The organism is Lentimonas sp. CC4 (assembly GCF_902728235.1).
Classification (GTDB): Bacteria; Verrucomicrobiota; Verrucomicrobiia; order Opitutales; family Coraliomargaritaceae; genus Lentimonas.
In genome coordinates this window covers 764443-783727 of sequence record NZ_CACVBO010000002.1, presented here as the reverse complement: position 1 = coordinate 783727, position 19285 = coordinate 764443, and the positions used below count along the sequence as shown (strand labels likewise).

Sequence of the window (19285 nt, the reverse complement as noted above, 5' to 3'; positions counted from 1 at the left end):
TTTATGAACACACGAAATCTATTAACCGTCGTGCTGTTTGGAGCGCTGACGAATTTACACGCGGCTCCCTCCGTCGCCGCAGTTATAGAGGGCAGGGATCTGCCCAACGTGGTTCTTATCTTCGCCGATGACCTCGGATACGGAGATCTCAGTTGCTACGGCGCTGAGAAAATTAAAACCACACACCTCGATCAACTCGCTGCTGAGGGAATGCGTTTCACTGATGCGCATTCCAGTTCAGCGGTGTGCTCGCCCTCACGGTATGGCCTGTTAACGGGGGAGTATCCTTTTCGTGTCAACTACTGGGGCCCGGTCGGACACGATGGTAAGCTAACACTGGATGCATCACGCGATACGATTGCCGATGTGTTCAAACATGCGGGCTATGCCACCGCCTATTTTGGCAAGTGGCACCTCGGCTTCGGCAATGATGCGCCCGACTGGAATGAAGCCTTGAAACCTGGACCGCTTGAGTTGGGCTTCGACTATTTCTATGGCATCCCATGTGCGAACAGCGTGCCGCCCTATGTGTATGTGGAAAACCACTACATCGTCGGCTTGGATCCAGCCGATCCGATTGCTCCCAATCGTAAGCCGGTTTACGCTAAGAAGCTTCCTGAAAAAGGTGCTGGGCGCATCGGTGGTGGCAAGGCAGCACACCAACTCTACGTCGATGAAAGGATCGGCACCAATCTCACGGAACGTTCAATTCAGTGGATGGATTCAGTCAAGGATGCTCAGCCGTTCTTCTTGGCGCTCTCGACGACGAACATTCACCATCCCTTTACTCCAGCACCTCAGTTTAAAGGCAGCAGTGAGGCGGGTCTGTATGGTGACTTCACCGTCGAACTCGATTGGATCACGGGGCAAGTCATGGATTTCCTCGAGCAACAGGGGATTGCCGACAACACGCTGGTGATCTTCAGTAGCGATAATGGTGGCATGCTCAACAACGGCGGACAGACCGCGATTCGGATGGGGCATGATATCAACGGTGACTTGCTAGGCTCAAAGTTCGGTGCGTGGGAAGGCGGACATCGTGTGCCGATGATTGTGCGTTGGCCTAATAAAGTGCCTGCAGGCACTACCTCGGATGCGCTGATTAGCCACGTGGACTTACTGGCCACATTCGCTGCAATCACCGGGCAAAAACTCGAGGAGGAGCGTGATAGCTTGAATCAACTTGCAACACTTACGGGCACACCGGGTCAACCGATCCGCACCGATCTCATAATTTGCCCCAACAATCCGGCACACTTGTCCATCCGGCAGGGCGACTGGGTTTATATTCCTACAACAGGAGATGGTGGTTTTACCGGTAGTAAGGGCGGCCCTGCGTCCGTTGCGGTGATGGGGCGAACTAATAGCGACATCGTTAAAGGTAAGCTGCGCCGCGCTGCGCCGAATGCTCAGCTCTACAATCTCGAACAGGATCCTGCACAGACTAGCAACGTGATCGCCGATTATCCGGAAGTCGCCCAGAAGCTTGCTGCGCAATTAGCGAACGAACGTGCCACGATTCCAAATACAAAACCCATTGGCTGGATAGCAATGAAGGCCAAGAAAAAGTAATAGTTTACCCCATGAAAAAAGAAACCAAACAAGATTTAGACCATGCCTTAGAAGCGGGTGTGTCACGTAGGCACTTTCTCAAGGCAGGGGCACTGTCGGCTGCCGGCCTTACCTTTTCAGGCTTCCCGGTGATGGCGGGGCCGTTCTCGAAAGAGGATATTACGAATCACTTGATTCCAGCCGACAAGAAGCTATCCGCACAATGGTTGGCCTCGTTGACGCAGCGCGGTGCGCCCGAGTTATTCAAAGGCGAGGAGCTCAAATATATCGGTATGCCAATTGGTGGCATGGGTTGTGGTCAGCTCTACCTCGGCGGCGATGGTAAACTATGGCTCTGGGATATTTTTAAGAGCAACTATTTCCGTGTGCCGAATCCCGGCAATATGATTGCAGCGTTCCCGATGGGCGGCAACTACGCCAACCCAGTTGCGCAAGGTGAGCCATACAGTGTGCAAAATGGTGCAGACGTAAACCAAGGCTTCCTTATCCGCACGAAGGCTGGCACCAAGACGCTGGATCGTCAGGGCTTCTCCAATATTCAATTTCGCGGAGAGTATCCCATCGGTAAGGTCAGCTACACTGATGGTGATATACCGGTGACCGTGCAATTAAGCAGTTTCAGTCCATTCATCCCACTCAATGCCAAGGACTCGTCGATCCCAGCCACGGTGATGAGTTACACTGTGACCAATACCTCGAATGACAGCGTAGAGGTCGATCTCGGCGGATGGCTGCAAAACGCCACATGCCCTTACTTAGATGCCAAAGCACAGGGTAAGCGTCGCAACCACTTTGTTCAGTCTACGACTCAATCCAGTATCTTAAGCACCATCGAAGGCAAGGGACTGGAGGAGAAGCATGGCTACGGTTCCATGACCTTGTCACTGCTGCATGAGTCGAATGCAAAGGATCTCAAGGTCACTGCCGCCACCACGCTTGACGGTGCCAACGGGCCTGCAGGCTTTGTCGATCAAGCATCGGCGGATGAAGCGCAAGCCCCTGCTGAGAAAGCGTTGGACGAGCCGCTGGTTGGTGGTCTATTTGCCAGTTTTACATTGGCGCCTGGAGAAACCAAAACAGTCGATTTTGCGATCACTTGGTTCTTCCCCGAATATGCAGAGATTGATGCGAAGCCACTCAAGGGGGCCAAGCAAGGATCACAGCATATCTTCCGTGGTAGAAAACGTTTGTATAGCAATCACTTCAATTCCGCCGAAGAGGTCGCGGAATACCTCGCGAGTGATAACAAGCGTTTGCTCACCAGCACGCAGGCATGGAACCAGACATGGTATGATAGCACGCTGCCATATTGGTTCCTCGACCGCACCTTCATCGGCTTGGATTGTATCGCAACGCAGACCTTCCATTATTTCGATGATGGCCGTCCTTATGGCTGGGAAGGTGTCGAGTGTTGTCCGGGCACTTGCACGCACGTGTGGTATTACGCTCAAGCGCTTGGCCGCATCTTTCCAGAAGTCGAACGCGCCTTCCGCGAGAAGGTTGATTTTGTCGATGGCATCGGCATGGAAGCAAAGAGCGGCATGATCAAAGACCGCGCCGAATACCATAAGAAGGGCGGCAAAGAGGCGGTCGACGGTCACGCCGGTTCGATCATGCGCGCCTATCGTGAGCACCAGATGTCGCCGGATGATGCATTCCTTAAACGCTTATGGCCGCAGGTAAAGAAGGCGACCGAGTTCCTAATCGCTAAAGACCCTGACGAAAACGGCATGTGGGAAGGTAAGCAACCGCACACGCTCGATGCTGCGTGGTATGGCCCGATGGGCTGGTTGAGCAGTCTCTACCTAGGCGCCTTGGCGGCGGCCGAAGAGATGGCAACGGAAGTCGGCGACGATGCCTTTGCAGAACGTTGTCGTATGCTTCTGGATCGCGGCTACAAGAACATCGTCGCTGAAGTCTATAATGGCGAATATTTCATTCACAAGCCAGCGAAGGGGGGCAAAGGTCTCAACACCAACAAAGGTTGTCATATTGACCAAGTGATTGGTCAGGCTTGGGCCTATCAAGTCGGCTTGGATCGAATCATTCCAAAGGAAGAAACGGTCTCTGCGCTCAACAGTATTTGGAAATACAATTTTGCGCCGGATGCGGGGCAATATGCGCTCGATCATATTCAAATCGAATCGGCTTTCCGTTGGTATGCGATGCCTGGTGAGGCAGGTCTACTCATGACGACTTGGCCAAAGGGTGGAGCCAAGGAAGCCATACCCGGAGATAAGCTGCGCTCAAAGAAAAACCCTGACAGGTTCACAAGTGTCGGCGGCTACTTTAACGAATGTATGAACGGCTTCGAATATCAGGTGGCCGCTCATATGCTCTACGAAGGTCAGCCTGACTCAGACCTTGTCGAAAAGGGCCTCGCGATTACCAAAGCGATCCATGAGCGCTATGGCGCAGCAAAACGTAACCCCTACAACGAGATCGAATGCGGCGATCACTACGCGCGCTCGATGGCCAGCTACGGCATCTTCCTCGCAGCCTGCGGCTATGAGTATCATGGGCCGAAGGGATATCTCGCCTTCGCACCACGCATCCACCCCGAAGACTTCAAGGCTCCGTTCACGACGGCTGAAGGATGGGGCAGCTTCTCGCAGAAGGTTGCTCAAGGCACACAGGTCGAACGGATTGAATTACGCCATGGTCAGTTAGTCTTGAACGATCTTGCATTTGCCAAAGTGAAAGGTTTCAGCGGAAGTCAGGCCAAGGTCGAGGTCGACGGCAAGTGGCTCAAGGTCCGATTTAAACAAGAATCTGGACGTTATGTTGTCAGCTTTGAGGACGGACTGAAGCTGGAAGTCGGGCAGACCTTAAGCGTGAGTATTAGTTAAATAGGATGACTTGTCATTTTAAACGGTTTTTCTCTTTCTGTCTGCTGCTGTTGGTCTTTGGCATGGTTGTCCATGCTGAAGGTCTGAGGCGCGTCGCCTGTGTGGGCGACAGCATCACCTATGGTTTCGGAATCAAGGACCGGGCAGGACAGAGCTATCCAGCTCAGCTGCAGGATTTACTGGGCGAGCATTGGGGCGTCGGAAACTTTGGTAAGAACGGTGCCACAGTCTTGAAGCAGGGGCATGCACCTTACTGGAAAACCTCACAGTTTAAGGCTGCTATGCAATTCATGCCGGATCTGGTAGTGATCCAGTTAGGCACGAATGATACGCGGCCACAGAACATCGGAAAACATAAGTCGGAATTTGTCGCGGACTATGTCGAGCTGATCCGCACGTTTCAGAACTTAGAGAGTAAGCCTACGGTGTGGATCTGCATTCCGGTTCCGATCTATACTGAACACAAGGGGATGACCGATGACGTCCTGACAAATGAAATTATTCCTTTGATCTCTGAGGTGGGGGTTCAGGCGGGGGTCAATATCATCAATCTCAATACGGCATTGAGCGACAAAAAGGCGTTGTTTCCAGATGGCGTGCACCCCAACGCCCAGGGCGCAGGCCAAATTGCAAAAACGATCGCTACAACAATCACAAAACTAGTTGATTAATATTTCATGAAGACGTTCCACTTTACTTTGGCTCTCGGCCTCGCTCTCGCGGCTCTATGGCTGCAGCCTGCAGCGGCGGAATCTGTTAAGCCAAATTTCATCATCATCTTCACGGATGACCAAGGCTACGGTGACCTCGGTTGTTTTGGTGGCGATCATGTGAAGACACCCAATATTGACCAGATGGCTGCCGAAGGTGCGCGTTTGACTAACTTCTATGTGTCCACTCCGATTTGCACTCCATCGCGTGCTTCTCTGATGACAGGCACACATGCTGAAAGAATCGGGATGAACAGTGGTGTCTGTCTCGCGGGTGATTCGTATGGATTGCATCCTGATGAAATCACAATTGCGGAAGTGGCTCGTTCAGCAGGTTATCAAACCGCGATGTTTTGGAAGTGGCACCTCGGCGACCAACCCGGGCTGTTGCCGATGGATCAAGGCTTCGATGTCTTCTTTGGTCTGCCTTACAGTCATGACATCAATCCACGTCATGGTAACAAAAAGTATAATTTCCCGCCACTTCCTGTGCTTGAGGGAAATACAGTCGTCGAAGTGAATCCTGACCCTGCGTATTTAACCAAACGATTCACTGAAAAGGCGGTCGACTACATCGCTAAGAATCATGACGAGCCTTTCTTTATCTACCTTGCACATCCGATGCCGCACCGTCCGCTCGCGGTCTCGGAGGACTTCATGAAAGATGTTCCCGAGAAGCTCCGCGCCGCGGTTGCACGAGAAGATGCCTCGCCGAGTATGGGCAAAGTGAGAGACGGGATTTATCCTTATGCGATTAATGAAATTGATTGGTCGGTAGGCGAAATCCTTAAGGCACTCAAGGAACACGGCATTGACGATAATACCTTTGTTATCTTCTCAAGCGACAACGGCCCTATGGTCGGTTCACCGAAACCATTGTCGGGCGGTAAGGGTAAGATACTTGAGGGTGGAGTGCGAGTGCCCACCGTAGTGCGCTGGCCTGCCCAGATACCAGCTGGTAAGGACAATTCGGAAATTATGAGCACGATGGACCTGCTCCCCACATTTGCTAAGCTTATGAAGAGGCTGATGGGGTCATGTCATTACCTTTGTGGTCAGTTCTCTGAAAGCCTCCTCTTTGTGGCCTCGGTCTTTTTTGAATTCGGACATGTATCGGTAAACTGCGTCTGGGTTGTCCATGTTGAACTGCCACACCTTTTTGATGAAACTATGCCAACCACAAAGGTAATTACATGACCCTTTTTCCGTTTAAGTGAAATTCAGCGGTTAAAAAATCTGGGTTCCTTTCTTCTGCAACGTAGAAGATAGTTAATGGAACATTAGCGAAATTGAGTGCTCTGACTGGTCCGCTATTATTTTAGTTTGATCGATTTAATGCTTTCTCGAAGCGAATTTTCGTATTTTGGAAAATCGCTTTTAGTTGAATTAAAGTTAAAGGCGAGCATCTGACCGTTCAGCCCAGTGATTAGCATGATATTGTAGATGTCTGCATCCACGGCATTTGACGTCATTTCGAGGAAGATCCATTTCTGTCCATCGATCTCAATAATTTCCTTTTTCTTCCATTCAGGAATCCAGAAGGGGTCATTCCGTATATTTACATATAGACACCTACGTAATGACCCCTTTTTAAGTCTCCTTTTTAAGTCTTATGTCACGGCTTGGGGATTAAAACGAATTGGGCTCTCACGAAGGCACGAAGCTCACGAAGTGTAAGGATGCGTAGGGTGTTGTTACTTCGTGAGTCTTGGTGTGGTTGGAGCTTCTTGCACGGTGCGGTCTTCCTCATTCGACAAGCTCATGATCTAGGGCGAGGAAAGCCCCGACGGAGGGAGACTTGAGGGCTGAGAGTTGAGACTTGAGGATGAATCTTCACGCTACGATGTTGTCTGAGCTTGGTGTATACTTGGCGTATACTTGGCGTGTCTTAGCGGGCAGATTCTTTGGTTGTGCAACAGGCCGAAACTGGTTCAGGCTTCGAAGAAGCTATGCCCAGACTAGTCTTGGTTCCGCTTACTGAGACTCTGTTAGGTCGATTGATATGTTGTAATAATCTGCGTCCATCTGCGAAATCTGCGGTTAGACAATACAGAGCCTGAGTTTGGAATACGTTGGTTCGGTTGAGACGTTCGATGAATCTTCGCGCTACGGCTTTGGCTCGGAGGATTGTGCTCGGTGGCTTTGGCTCGGTGGCTTGTGCTCGGTGGACAGACAGGAATGTCTGTGTCACGGCTTGAGGCAAAAGGAATGAGGTGTCTCACTGTGTCACGAAGCGCACAAAGGCAGAGGGTGCGTAGCCTTTCAGTGGCAGTTGTCTGGGCTTTGTGCCTTGAGCGTAGCGGGCGTGAGACTTCGCAAATGCAACGGGCCGAAACCAGTTACTGGCTCCGCTACACTTAAGCTCGGTGCTTGGGTCTGTGGCCGAAACCAGTTCCTGGGACCGCGACACTTGGGCTCGGTGCTTCGGGTCTGTTAGGTCGATCGCCACGTTGTAAGAATCTGTGTCCATCTGCGCAATCTGCGGTTAGACAATGCCGAGCTTTAGTTTGGAATTAGTTGGTTGGGCGGGGACGTTCGATGAATCTTAAAAGAGTAGTTCGAAGGCAGAATCTAGGAGCTGATGATCAGTGTCTTATGTGGATTTTCCCGGCTGCCAAATAGCTTCGCCTGCGCTTGCACCCAAGGACATAATAAAGTGTCGCTGTGCTCGGTAGGCCACGGTTTCTTGATGCCTAACAAAGTCCGTAGATGGCGTCGCGTAAATTTTCGTCGTGCTCTTTGGCGTCGTTCAGGCTCCGTGGCTCTGTGCCCTCCAGTGACTATCGGGAGCGGGTGGTTAACAATGCGTTGGAGATGAACGTTCGATGAATCTTTACGCTACGGCTTTCACGTTGAGGTCATCGTGTGGACGGTCGAAGCGGCGTTTCTTTTTGTGCTTTTTTGCGCCTTTTCGTGGCTAAATTCATTCTACGGTTAAGCGCTTAAGTTCTGATTCAAAAAGGCGCTAAGCGCACGAAGTCAGAGGCTACGTGAAAGGCGCTGACTCCAATTGGACAGATAAAATGCCTGTGTCACGTTGTGGAACATATCACCCATTTCAGTGATAGTGATCTCAGTTTGATTCTGTTATACTGACAAGAGTTGAAGTCAGGACTATAGCAATCTTGCGCGACCAATATCCCATTTATCCCAAACAGAATGAAACGAAAACTCACTTACTCGTTAGCCGGAATGCTTGCGATGGTCGCGTCGGCCCTGCTCGCGAATGCTGAAACCGCGGATTCAACAACGGCCGCGCAGGGCAAACCGAATTTGATCATCATCTTCACCGACGATCAGGGCTACGCCGATCTGAGCTGTTTTGGTGGAAAGCATGTTACCACGCCAAACATCGATCAGATGGCAGAAGAGGGTGCGCGGCTGACTAGTTTCTATGTGGCCGCACCGCTCTGCACGCCGTCGCGCGCTGCGCTGATGACGGGTTGCTACCCTGCACGCATTGATATGGATGTGCCGTCTTCGCTAGAGATTGATATGCCGCATCTTCCCAAGGGTAGAAAGTTTCCCGTCTGTTTGGCTGGCGATGGACGTGGACTCAGTCCGGACGAGCTAACGATCGCCGAAGTCGCGCAATCTGCTGGCTACAAAACCGGGATGTTCGGCAAATGGCACCTGGGGGACCAGCCTGAGTTTTTGCCGACCCGCCAGGGCTTTGAGGAATATTTTGGCATTCCCTACAGTCACGACATTCACCCAAAGCACCCGAGGCAGAAATTCTTTAATTTTCCACCGCTACCACTGCTGGAAGGTGAAACCGTCATTGAGCTGGAGCCAAATGCCAACTACCTAACGCGCCGCATCACTGAGCGCGCAGTCGATTTTATCCAACGCAACAAGGACGACCACTTCTTCCTTTATGTCGCGCATCCCTTACCACACGGGCCGCTCGCGGCTTCGCCTGAAATTAAGAAGGCGTATGCGCAAGAACGCAAAACCAATGGCAAAGGGAAGCCAGGTATTTTTTCAGAGGCCATGTTTGAGATCGATTGGTCGGTTGGAGAGATTCTGAATACACTCAAAGAGGAGGGGATTGATGAGAATACCATCGTGCTGTATACGTCTGATAACGGACCCAGCAAAGGTTCTGCCAAGCCTTTGAGTGGCAAAAAGGGGAGCACTTTGGAGGGCGGTCAACGCGTGCCGACTGTAATCCGCTGGCCAGCCGGAATTCCTGCAGGCAGTGATAACGATGAACTACTCACTGCAATGGACGTGCTTCCTACGTTCGCAAAACTCAGCGGAGCTCAATTGCCAGCGGATCTCGTAATTGATGGCAAAGACATGATGCCCACCCTAACTGAGGGCGCAGAGAGTCCACACGAGTATTTCTTCTATGCGCATTGGGGCGTGCTTGAGGCCGTGCGCTGGAAGTCTTGGAAGTTACGCATCGTCGATGGCAAAGAAGCGCTCTACAATTTGGACGATGATATTCGTGAGAAGAGAAATGTCGCGACCAAGCACCCTGAAATTGTTCAGCAACTTAAGGTTGCGATGGCAGGGTTTGAGACAGAAATGACCGCTGGAGTCCGCCCAACAATCACAGTTGAAAATCCGGTGCCGCTGAGCCTTAAGTAATCGTCATTTCATTCCCTGTGACGATCTTTGCTGGCACACTTAGGTTCGTTTTATTTTTAACCACCCGCTGCGCTAGAGGACACTGAGAGCACAGAGCTTACATCGCTAAAATTTCGAGCTACAAGCTGATATTTGAAAAACGTCTGATTGGCTCAGTGCTCTCTGTGTCCTCTAGTGACCGTAGGGAACGGGTGGTTAAAAATCCTGGGGTCCTTTTCCCCTGAAATGATTCATATGCCAGCAGCAAAAGCGAACAACTCATGAATTTTAAAATACTAAGCTGTTTGTCTCTCATGGCCTCGGCGCTCTTTTTGAATGCCGAGACAACGCCTCCGAATGTCGTCCTAATCGTGGCGGAGGATCTTGGGTATGGCGATTTGGGGTGCTATGGTGCCACCAAAGTAAGCACACCCAACATCGACGACTTAGCCGCGAATGGCCGTATGTTCGTGGATGCTCATTCGGCTTCCGCTGCGAGCTCTCCGTCGCGCTACGCGCTGTTGACCGGGGAGTATCCTATTCGTGCATTGAATGGAAAAGGTCTGTGGGCTCCGGCTCGAAATAATTCGCCGCTGCTGATCGCTGTGGAGCAAGCAACGATCGCGGACCTGTTTAAAACAATGGGCTATGCGACTGCGATGATCGGCAACTGGCAATTAGGGTTTGGCGAAGGTGGCAACGATTGGCCGAAGCTGCTGCAGTTTGGGCCGTTGCAACTCGGCTTTGATTACTTCTTTGGACTGCCTGTGGGCAATAGTGTGAGTCCGTTTGTCTATGTGGAAAATGACCAGATCGTTGGGTATGATCCAGCAGATCCGTTGGTCTATATTGGGCCCAAAGCGTCGAAGCAAGCGACACCACTCACACCGATTTCGCCAGAAGCGGGTCAGCGCTCTGACAACGTCTTTAGTGGGGCAGTGCAGGCGCATGCGATTTACAAGGACGATGCGGTTGGCACCCAGCTCACCGAGAAGGCGATCGACTGGATGGAGTCGCAAGAGGCACAGCCCTTTTTTCTCTATTACTCGACGGTTCAAATTCACCACCCCTACACACCTGCGCCGCAATTTCGCGGCACTAGCGAGGCTGGTCTGTATGGCGATGTGATCCATGAGTTAGATTGGATTGTCGGGCAGATTGTGAAAAGCCTAGAGGCGCAAGGTGTGTTAGATAACACGCTGATTATTCTAACGAGTGATAATGGCGCGATGTTTAGTAATGCAGGGCAGGAGGCCTTCAAGTTGGGGCATCATAGCAGCGGCGAGTTATTGGGGTATAAGTTTAGTGCATGGGAAGGGGGGCACCGTGTGCCGTTTATCGCTACATGGGCTGGCAACATTGAGCCGGGAACGGTGTCGTCGCAATTGATCAGCACGGTTGATTTGTTTGCCACGTTTGCTGCACTGACTGGCCAAGTGGTAACGGGCACTGACAGTATCAATGCGCTGCCAGCTCTATTGGAAGAACCTACGCAGGCACTTCGCGAGCACCTTGTCATTGCCGCGCGACAGGAGCAGCACCTGGCACTGCGCAAGGGAAAATGGGTGTATCTTCCTTTTCAAGGCGGTGCCGGCTTTAAGGGAAAGAAGCCCGGCCAAAACGGATTCGCAGGCCCACCAGCAGTCACTTACACGGGGCGTAGCAACAGCGATATCCAGAAAGGTAGAATCAAAAAGGGTGCGCCGCCGGCACAATTATACGACCTTGAAACGGACTTAGGTCAAACGGTCAACTTGTATGAATCGCACCCAGACGTGGTTGAAGCAATGGAGGCATTGCTATCAGAGTATCACGTAAACCAGTGATAGCGCTCTGGGTTTGATTGAGCTATACTCTTTGATCTTATAGTTAGAAAGAAATGTCAGTGTGCCCCGTGCGCTCGGCAATCAGTCGTATCGATCCATTATCCCCAACAGAATGAAAAAACAGCTCACCTATTTATTGCTCGGATTACTCTCGATCTCCGCATGGACGCATGCGGAGTCTACCAGGCCAAATTTCATCATCATCTTTACCGATGATCAGGGCTATCAGGATTTGGGCTGCTACGGATCGCCAGATATTAAGACGCCGCGCATTGACCGTATGGCGGACGAGGGCATGCGCTTTACCAGCTTCTATGCGCAGACCGTTTGCGGACCCTCACGCGCTGCGTTGATGACCGGGTGCTACCCACTGCGACTAGCGCGTCAAGACGACCCGAATTCGATTCACCCTGAGTTACACACGGACGAGATTACGATTGCTGAAGTGTTGAAAGGGCAGGGCTATGCCACAGCTGCCTTTGGCAAATGGGATTTGGCGGGGCACAATCCGGCACATGCCAAAACGGAGCTACTCCCGCCGTATCAAGGATTTGATACCTATTTTGGAACACCTGGGAGCAATGACAGTTCGGTTAATCTGATCCGTGGCACCGAAACGATTGAGCGCAAGGCGGATATGGCGATGCTGACTGAACGCTATACTGACGAGGCGTTGACATTTATTGAGGCGCACCGAGATGCCCCGTTTTTTGTCTATTTGGCGCATACGATGCCACATACCAAGTTGGCGGCTTCTAAAGACTTTAAAGGCAAGTCAGCTGGCGGGCTTTATGGTGATGTTATCGAAGAGTTGGATTTCAATGTCGGTCGGGTGCTCGATAAGGTCAGCGCACTCGGGCTCGATGAGACGACCTATATTATCTTTACCAGTGACAACGGGCCATGGCTGATTCGAAAGAATCACGGAGGTCATGCGGAGCCGCTGCGCAGTGGCAAGACTTCCTTCTGGGAAGGCGGCTTGCGGGTGCCATGTATCATACGCGCACCGGGCAAGGTTCCTGCGGGCACCGAGTCGGATGCCATCGCGGCCACGATCGACCTGATGCCGACACTCGCCACGCTGGCGGGGACTATGGCTCCCACTGACCGTGTGATCGATGGTGTTGATCTCTCTGAGCTTATTCACGGTGAAGTGGTCGATATCGACCGCAGTTATTTTTATTATCAACACGACTGCCTGAGAGCGGTTCGTTCAGGTAAATGGAAACTGATCTTGCCACACACTGAGCCAGTGAAGGGGAGTATTGCGACGAATTGGAAGCGACACATTGATAAATCCGATGCGATACGTATTACAGAGGCGCGATTGTATAACTTGGAGGCAGACATCAGCGAGACCACAGATGTGGCTGCCCAATATCCGGAGCTTGTCGCACAGTTAACAAAACTCGCAGACTCGGCTCGCGCTGATCTCGGAGACCATGGTGTCTTCGGTGCAAATGCCCGCACGTTTGGTGCGGATCGACGAACGCTTTCTACCGAGCCAAACTATGGTCCCGCCACAGCAAGCTCGAAGAAGAAAAAGAAGTGAAGTAATTATTCGAAAATGAAAAACAACATGAAATGCATGGTCTTAGTTTCAGCACTTGTCGCTCTATCGACAGTGACTACTGCATCTGAAGACTTAGACCCCAAGAACCATAAGGAGATCTACGCCGAAGCTTTTAAGTTCTGGAAACAAGAAGTGAAGGTGGATCCGACACCAGCCAGTGATGCGCAGGTGGTGATTACAGTTTCGGATACACCCACTCTGCAGACACCGGAGTGGAAGCGCCGAGATCCCAGTGATATCATTCGTGTGGGGGATACCTATTATGTGTGGTATGCAAAAATCCATCAGAGTGAGCAAGGCTTCCCCGGTGGCTGGAGTGCGAATACTTGGTATGCGACAAGTAAAGATGGTGTCGATTGGCAAGAGCAAGGAATCGCCATAGATAAGGGTGGGGCCGGAGCTTGGGATGAAGGTGGAGTCTATACGCCGAATATTTTGGCCTATAAGGGTATATATTACCTCGCTTACACTGGTGTGAAAGCACCTTTCAATATTCCTCATAATTTAGCTTCGATCGGTATGGCTGTTTCGGAGTCGCCAGATGGCCCCTGGACAAAATTGGGGGACAATCCGATGGTCACGCCGACTGATTCTTACGATGCTCCGGATGGATTCCTTTGCGATGATACTGTATTTGTCGTTAGAGAGGATAAGATATGGCTCTATTACAAAGGTTACCCGAAGACCATCGATGCGGAGGGTAAAGACATACGTGTAAGGCAGAGAACGTTTCTCTTGGTTGCGGTCGCGGATAAACCCGAGGGCCCCTATGTGAAGCACGGGGAAATCTTGCATGAAGGGCATGAGGCGGTGCTTTGGAAGAATCCTGATGGTAGTGTCGGTTCCCTTTGCACCTCCCATGGTCCATCGCTCTACTATGAGTCTACGGACGGTATCAACTTTAAGAGCATGAATCCGATTACCTCGCAAAAAGCCCTTGGAATGTATCGGGCTGATTTTGAAGAAGGCAATATAGGGGCACGACCCACCTGGGGGATTTCTGCAGAAAAGAACAAAGACGGCCTCGGCTTGCGTCGCATTGAGATCAAATGGCCATAATGAATCTATTTTAACTTAATCTCATCTAGCCAAGAGAATAGAAGCCTCTACAGTAGGCTTAGGTTCAATTTTAGAAACCCCGACGTAGGTCTGCCGGAGATGGCGTAGCAATGCACACGAATTTACACGACGGAGGTCTGTCGGAGATGGCGTAGCAATCTGATAAGTTGCCTACCGAGCGCAGCGACACTTTATTATGCGCTTGGGTGCAACCGAAGGGCGAAGCCATTTGGCGAATCGAAGATGCTTCATAAAACACTGATGTTCAGATTCTAACCACTGTCTTCTGACTTGCTTCGCCATCTACGGAAGACCTCCGCCTAACTCATCTTTTAAGGATAAACTACTTTGCGTAGCTGTAGCTTTCTCCAGCTTTTAGGCTGATGTTATTCGAGAGCTGCTCGTCGTGGTAAAGGCGGAAGGTGCCGTCTTTACTGGCGGTGATTTTAGCAGTCTTGAGTTGTCCGCCTTCCCACGCGATGTCTACTAGAAAACCACCTCTAGCTTTCATACCTGAGATGCTGCCTTTTCTCCACTCAGATGGTAGTGCGGGTAGTAAGTGCAGAATGAAGGGTGCATCTACGAGTGAGTTTGGAGGCACTGTGGCGACGAATACTTTTTCGTTGTCTGCGGTGGGCTCGTAAGCGACGTAGGTTGCTTCCGCAATTTCTGTTGCGCTAGAGTCTATGCTGCGCAGATGGCTCTGGAGGAGCATTTCACAGACGCCGGCAGCGGCACCAAAGTTGCCATCAATCTGAAACGGTGGGTGGAAGTCGAAGAGATTTGGATGAACTTTCTTGGCGAGGAGCAGCTTGTAGATGCTGTGTGCACGGTCGCCATTGTGTAGGCGCGCCCAGAAGCAGGTCTTCCAGCCGACGCTCCATCCAGTCGCGTCATCGCCGCGGTGTTTCATGGTTACGAGCGCTGCGTCGTAGAGCTCTGGCGTGCTAAGGGGGGAGAAGTCGCGGCCTGGGTGCAGAGCGATGAGATGTGAGATGTGTCGATGTCTGTTCTTAGGATCATCCCAGTCTTCAGGCCATTCTTGAATCTGGCCATGGCGTCCAATCTTTTGTGGCGCGAGCTTGGGCAAGAGTTCTCTAAGTGAGGCGCGAAGCTCGGGGTCTCGGTCAAGGATGAGCGATGCTTCGATGAAGTCGGTAAACAGGTTCACGAGGAGTTGCTGATCCCAGTTCGCGCCCATGACTTGCTTGTTGTGTTTCATTCTCGCTGATTGATCCGGGTTCGTTGGATTGTAATGACACTCAGGAGACCATGTGGGGAATACCGCGAGCGAGCCATCACCGATGGGGGCTAGGAATTCGACGAAGAACTCGACGGCACCCTTCATGATTGGAAAGATTTCCTCTAGGTATTTACGGTCTTGGTTGAACGCATAGTGTTCGTAGAGGTTTTGGCAGAGCCAGTGGCCTGCTTGCTGATTGCGGCGGCCATGCACGTTCTGCGCGGTGAAGCCATAGACGTTGCCATTAAGCCCCATGCTCCAGCCTTTATTGATGCCGAAGACTTCTCGCGCATTATGCTTACCGGACTCTGCGACGACTTTCATGAATTCGACATAGGGGCGGAAAGACTCGGAGAGGTTGGATGGATCTGGCATCCAGTAGTTCATGGCGAGGTTGATGTCCGTGTGGTAGTCGCCGTTCCACATAGCAGTTTTATCAGCATTCCACAGTCCTTGGAGGTTGGATGGGACTGGGGCAGTGCGGGAGCAACCGAGTTGGAGGTAGCGGGCGAACTGAAAGTGGAGCACTTCAAGTTCGGCTCCGACCTTCTCTTTGATCATGAGATCGGTTGTTTTACCAGACGGCTCGAAATCGAGCTCGAACTGGCAGCGAGCCATTAGTGCCGAAAAGTCTGCGATGTGGCTTTCCTTAACAGCGTCGTAGCCGACCTTCTTCAGAGTAGCGATGCTTGCCTCTAGGTCTTTGACGTAGTCACGGCCTTTAAAAGCAGGAAAGATCGGGAGGTAGTCGCTGTAGGCTGTGGAGAAAAGGCGAACCTCGTTTGTGCCTGTGATTTTGACGGTTCCATTTTGATCTGCACTGACGGTGCCTCCATCTGCATCAATGTAGATGGCCTGCATCAGGAAGACAGGGTCCTCGACCATGTCCACTTTGACGGTCACCCAAAGAGTGTCGTCACGGAACTCAGTCGATTCGATGCTGTGGACGGTGTGAACCTTAATCGTGAGATCGAGAGGTTCATTGGTTGATGTGAAACGTGCTCCAGTTGCGTCATGCGGGTGGCTGCAGAAAAATTCGCGCTGGTAGGAGGAATCGTCCAGATCGTATTTAACCAAGCCCATACCAGTCATGAGATCGAGGGACCGCTCGTAGTTTTTGACCTCTGCCAGAGTATGCCCTGTCTCAATCGAGACGTTGGTCATGGTGGTGTAGCTTCCGAGTGGCTCCTGAGTGGAGAGATACTTGGTCGACATTGACTCCATAGAGTCTGGGCCTGAGCCGATGTTTCCGCTGCGGTAGACGTCTCTGACTTTTTCGAGGTTTTTGTAGGCTCCCTCGCGTGCGCCAGATTGGGTGACCACGTCGGTGCCACGCTTACCATTCCACCAGAGGGTGATGTCATTGAACATGAGGCGCTCTAGCTCGACGCCACCGGAAAACATGGTTCCAAGGCGGCCGTTCCCGAGAGGAAGCGCTTCCTTTATATAGTTCGATCTCCCTTTGCCGAATCGTTCGCCAAGATCGTCCGCCGCGGGCTCATCGTAGCGGAGTGTCAATTCGCTCCCGGTCGCGAAGGAGCATAGAGAAAAACTGAGACAGAGGAGTTTGAGAAGTTTCATAGTTTTTATGCAAAAATAAGAATAGGATACTACACCTATATCAAGTATATGTATATCACTGGATACAGGGATTCCGCCATCGTCCATTGCCTCAACTGCATGGTTGTTTCAGAAAATAGGCGACGCAGCCTTATAATATGCATACGAAAAAGTCTGATAAAGATTTTGTCTAAAAATCAAATACCGTTCTTATTCAAGACTATGTATCATTTACCCCGAATTTTATTTATACGACTGTTAATCCTCGCGACTGCACTTTTCAGTGCCGCCTTCAATACGCATGCCATGCATCATGAAACGAAGGGCATTGTGGATATTGAACTCGAAGATACCGATTCGCCGCTCGGGCTGTGGGAGTTGAAGCGCACGAAGCTGAAGAACGACTTCAGTGGAAATGGGTATTTAGAATTTACTGGCAACTCGCCGATTAGCGGCAAACCGAATTCTCCCTTGGAGTATGAGTTTACAATCAACAAAGGCGGGCTTTATTACCTTCACCTGCGATGTGCAAAAGAAGTCTTAGAGATCAAAGGGAAACAGCGCTCTGATATTGCCAATGATTGCTACGTGCGAGTCGAAGGCGATTTTTCCGCTGGCCCGAATGCGGGGGATGCGCACAGGAAAGATGCGCCGCTCGCACTGCTTCAAGCAGACACCAAATTTTTTGGCGGAGCCGATAAGCAATTCGAGTGGGTCTCTGGTAATCGTCTAGATCCCGGTGGCCATAATAACAAACGGGTGGCGGTCTATGATTTCAAGGCTGGCGAAACCTACAAGCTCGTGGTCTCAGGGCGCTCGCAATTCTTCAAAGTGGATCGTCTGGTGTTTCGTCATAAAGATGTCCCAGCTTCAGCGGTTGAAGGGCTCACTCAGCATTCCAACGCTGCGCCAACTTCCAAGTCTAATGATTTCAACAAAGCGAAGGATCTCTTCATCGCTCAGTTTGATAGCCTTCCCGATTCCGATGATATCCACGCGCAAGCGGCTGTCGGTTGCCTATTAGCGCATCCTAACTTTGAGGGTGTGAATTACTTTGCCGTGGCTGGAGCGTATGGGGTGCAGGTGAAGAACAGCCGCTTCAAGTATATCGACTCACGCCGTCTGTTTGACCTCGCGTTTGGCTTCGAAGCGCTGCCCACAGATACAGCTGAGCAGCGTGCGCAGGCTCGTTGGGTGAATGCGCATGCGCGCATCATCTACGGAACCAATGAAGACGGCTATGTGGTGCGCTCTCCAGAGCGGATTGCACAGATGGACTTTGCATCGGATGTAGTGAAAGCCAAAGCCAAGCCGATCTTAGAGGCAGGCGGGCGCGTGTTTGTAATGGATGCCGGCCAATCCGATTTCACAGCGGACTGGGTCGCGAAACTCATAGCGGATGGAGTCACAAATACTGCGACGAACGTCATCCTCGTCCAGCATAGCATTTGGAATGAGCGGCATACTGCAGGTCACCCAGACCGAGGTGCGCTCTTCACTGATGGTAAGAATGATTGGTCATACATCAACGACCCATCGATCTTGACTTATGTGCAGCTGGATGACGGCAATAATCCTTATGGAGCAAAGCCCAGTCGTGGCCCGAAAACTCCCAACTACAAGAATGCAGACACCCACTATTTGCCGGAAGCGATTGATCCGCAGAATCCAAACATCCATGCAAGAGAGCTATGGCTCTTGGCCAAGGAGATCGTCGATGGCTCTTCCTACTGGGGGAAAGTATTGACGAATGGTGGGGTCGACTTCTCGGACACCGTGGAAGCCATGTGGATCTTTGACTTGTCGGATGAGTCCGCTGGTCGGACGACCGTTCGAGGGTTCTGGGATGCGTATGTGGTGAATGGGGAGTGATTTAGATTTCAAGTAAAGGTAGCCGCAAAAAGGCGTAGGAGGTGTTTTTTAAACAGCGATACTCGCGCGCACCATAATTAGTGAAACGTGCCGCAGCTTATGCGGCTCTGCCGAATGTATTGGTTGTTTGGGGAGGGACGGCCTCCGCGCCGTCAGCCGAGCCAAAGCACAGAGCCAAAGCACCAGCACACCGCAAGACGAGGCGGAGCCTGAGCTTTACCCATATTTTTGAGTGTTCTAGTTGCCGCGATGAACGCGGTTCTTTGAGCACCTCTCCTTCGATTCAGAAAATCGGTCGGCCCTTACCCTGCAGCAGAAAACCGCTCGGTCACAGACCCAGCAGAGCTGGGAACCGCTTATTTACGCTTATGCAACGCTTATCCAGCACGACGTATATGAGAAAAAAGCATATCGATTGCAGGGAAAGGCGGCACTGATAAATGGCG

11 protein-coding genes are annotated in these 19285 nt (G+C 51.4%); 9 read left to right on the top strand and 2 right to left on the bottom strand.

From position 1 onward, the window contains the following. The first annotated feature begins 3 nt into the window (after window positions 1-3). From GZZ87_RS19365 to GZZ87_RS19350, 4 genes are read left to right on the top strand one after another with little or no spacing between them, the layout of a single operon-like run. Window positions 4-1572 (top strand): arylsulfatase, encoded by a 1569-nt coding sequence (locus GZZ87_RS19365; RefSeq protein ID WP_162025318.1) that lies wholly within the window; start codon window positions 4-6, stop codon window positions 1570-1572. An 11-nt stretch (window positions 1573-1583) separates the two neighbouring features. Then, window positions 1584-4421, top strand: a complete 2838-nt coding sequence (locus GZZ87_RS19360; RefSeq protein WP_162025319.1) for a GH116 family glycosyl-hydrolase — start codon at window positions 1584-1586, stop codon at window positions 4419-4421. A gap of 5 nt (window positions 4422-4426) precedes the next feature. Next, window positions 4427-5092 (top strand): GDSL-type esterase/lipase family protein, encoded by a 666-nt coding sequence (locus GZZ87_RS19355; RefSeq protein WP_162025320.1) that lies wholly within the window; start codon window positions 4427-4429, stop codon window positions 5090-5092. A gap of 6 nt (window positions 5093-5098) precedes the next feature. Continuing rightward, on the top strand, window positions 5099-6328 hold the full coding sequence (locus GZZ87_RS19350; RefSeq protein ID WP_162025321.1) for a sulfatase-like hydrolase/transferase: 1230 nt from the start codon (window positions 5099-5101) through the stop codon (window positions 6326-6328). 1021 nt (window positions 6329-7349) lie between these two features. On the opposite strand, the gene GZZ87_RS19345 is transcribed toward GZZ87_RS19350, so the two are convergent. Further along, window positions 7350-7601: a hypothetical protein gene (locus tag GZZ87_RS19345; protein ID WP_162025322.1), complete on the bottom strand. Its 252-nt coding sequence runs from the start codon at window positions 7599-7601 to the stop codon at window positions 7350-7352. A gap of 689 nt (window positions 7602-8290) precedes the next feature. On the opposite strand from GZZ87_RS19345, the gene GZZ87_RS19340 reads away from it, so the two are divergent. The 4 genes from GZZ87_RS19340 (at window position 8291) to GZZ87_RS19325 (ending at window position 14164) form a co-directional block, all read left to right on the top strand. Beyond that, the gene (locus tag GZZ87_RS19340; RefSeq protein ID WP_162025323.1) at window positions 8291-9727 is read left to right on the top strand and encodes a sulfatase; all 1437 of its coding nucleotides are present in this window, start codon (window positions 8291-8293) and stop codon (window positions 9725-9727) included. A 260-nt stretch (window positions 9728-9987) separates the two neighbouring features. Then, entirely contained in the window at window positions 9988-11532 is a 1545-nt protein-coding gene (locus GZZ87_RS19335; protein ID WP_244648006.1) for an arylsulfatase, read from the top strand. 112 nt (window positions 11533-11644) lie between these two features. Continuing rightward, window positions 11645-13084, top strand: coding sequence for a sulfatase (locus GZZ87_RS19330; RefSeq protein ID WP_162025324.1), 1440 nt, complete (start codon window positions 11645-11647; stop codon window positions 13082-13084). 15 nt (window positions 13085-13099) lie between these two features. Further along, complete coding sequence (locus GZZ87_RS19325; protein ID WP_162025325.1) at window positions 13100-14164, top strand: family 43 glycosylhydrolase; 1065 nt, start codon at window positions 13100-13102, stop codon at window positions 14162-14164. A gap of 343 nt (window positions 14165-14507) precedes the next feature. Here GZZ87_RS19325 and GZZ87_RS19320 read toward each other — a convergent pair whose 3' ends face one another. Further along, window positions 14508-16988, bottom strand: coding sequence for a glycoside hydrolase N-terminal domain-containing protein (locus tag GZZ87_RS19320; RefSeq protein WP_162025326.1), 2481 nt, complete (start codon window positions 16986-16988; stop codon window positions 14508-14510). 201 nt (window positions 16989-17189) lie between these two features. Here GZZ87_RS19320 and GZZ87_RS19315 point away from each other — a divergent pair, with 201 nt between their 5' ends. Then, entirely contained in the window at window positions 17190-18839 is a 1650-nt protein-coding gene (locus GZZ87_RS19315) for a hypothetical protein (RefSeq protein ID WP_162025327.1), read from the top strand. Window positions 18840-19285: the final 446 nt, after the last annotated feature.

What these genes read in the sequence shown, in the direction of transcription:
- GZZ87_RS19335 (WP_244648006.1), top strand. Translation starts at nt 9,988, where the DNA reads ATGAATTTTAAAATACTAAGCTGTTTGTCTCTCATGGCCTCGGCGCTC.
- GZZ87_RS19360 (WP_162025319.1), top strand. Translation starts at nt 1,584, where the DNA reads ATGAAAAAAGAAACCAAACAAGATTTAGACCATGCCTTAGAAGCGGGT.
- GZZ87_RS19340 (WP_162025323.1), top strand. Translation starts at nt 8,291, where the DNA reads ATGAAACGAAAACTCACTTACTCGTTAGCCGGAATGCTTGCGATGGTC.
- GZZ87_RS19315 (WP_162025327.1), top strand. Translation starts at nt 17,190, where the DNA reads ATGTATCATTTACCCCGAATTTTATTTATACGACTGTTAATCCTCGCG.
- GZZ87_RS19330 (WP_162025324.1), top strand. Translation starts at nt 11,645, where the DNA reads ATGAAAAAACAGCTCACCTATTTATTGCTCGGATTACTCTCGATCTCC.
- GZZ87_RS19355 (WP_162025320.1), top strand. Translation starts at nt 4,427, where the DNA reads ATGACTTGTCATTTTAAACGGTTTTTCTCTTTCTGTCTGCTGCTGTTG.
- GZZ87_RS19345 (WP_162025322.1), bottom strand. Translation starts at nt 7,601, where the DNA reads ATGGACACAGATTCTTACAACGTGGCGATCGACCTAACAGACCCGAAG.
- GZZ87_RS19365 (WP_162025318.1), top strand. Translation starts at nt 4, where the DNA reads ATGAACACACGAAATCTATTAACCGTCGTGCTGTTTGGAGCGCTGACG.
- GZZ87_RS19320 (WP_162025326.1), bottom strand. Translation starts at nt 16,988, where the DNA reads ATGAAACTTCTCAAACTCCTCTGTCTCAGTTTTTCTCTATGCTCCTTC.
- GZZ87_RS19325 (WP_162025325.1), top strand. Translation starts at nt 13,100, where the DNA reads ATGAAAAACAACATGAAATGCATGGTCTTAGTTTCAGCACTTGTCGCT.
- GZZ87_RS19350 (WP_162025321.1), top strand. Translation starts at nt 5,099, where the DNA reads ATGAAGACGTTCCACTTTACTTTGGCTCTCGGCCTCGCTCTCGCGGCT.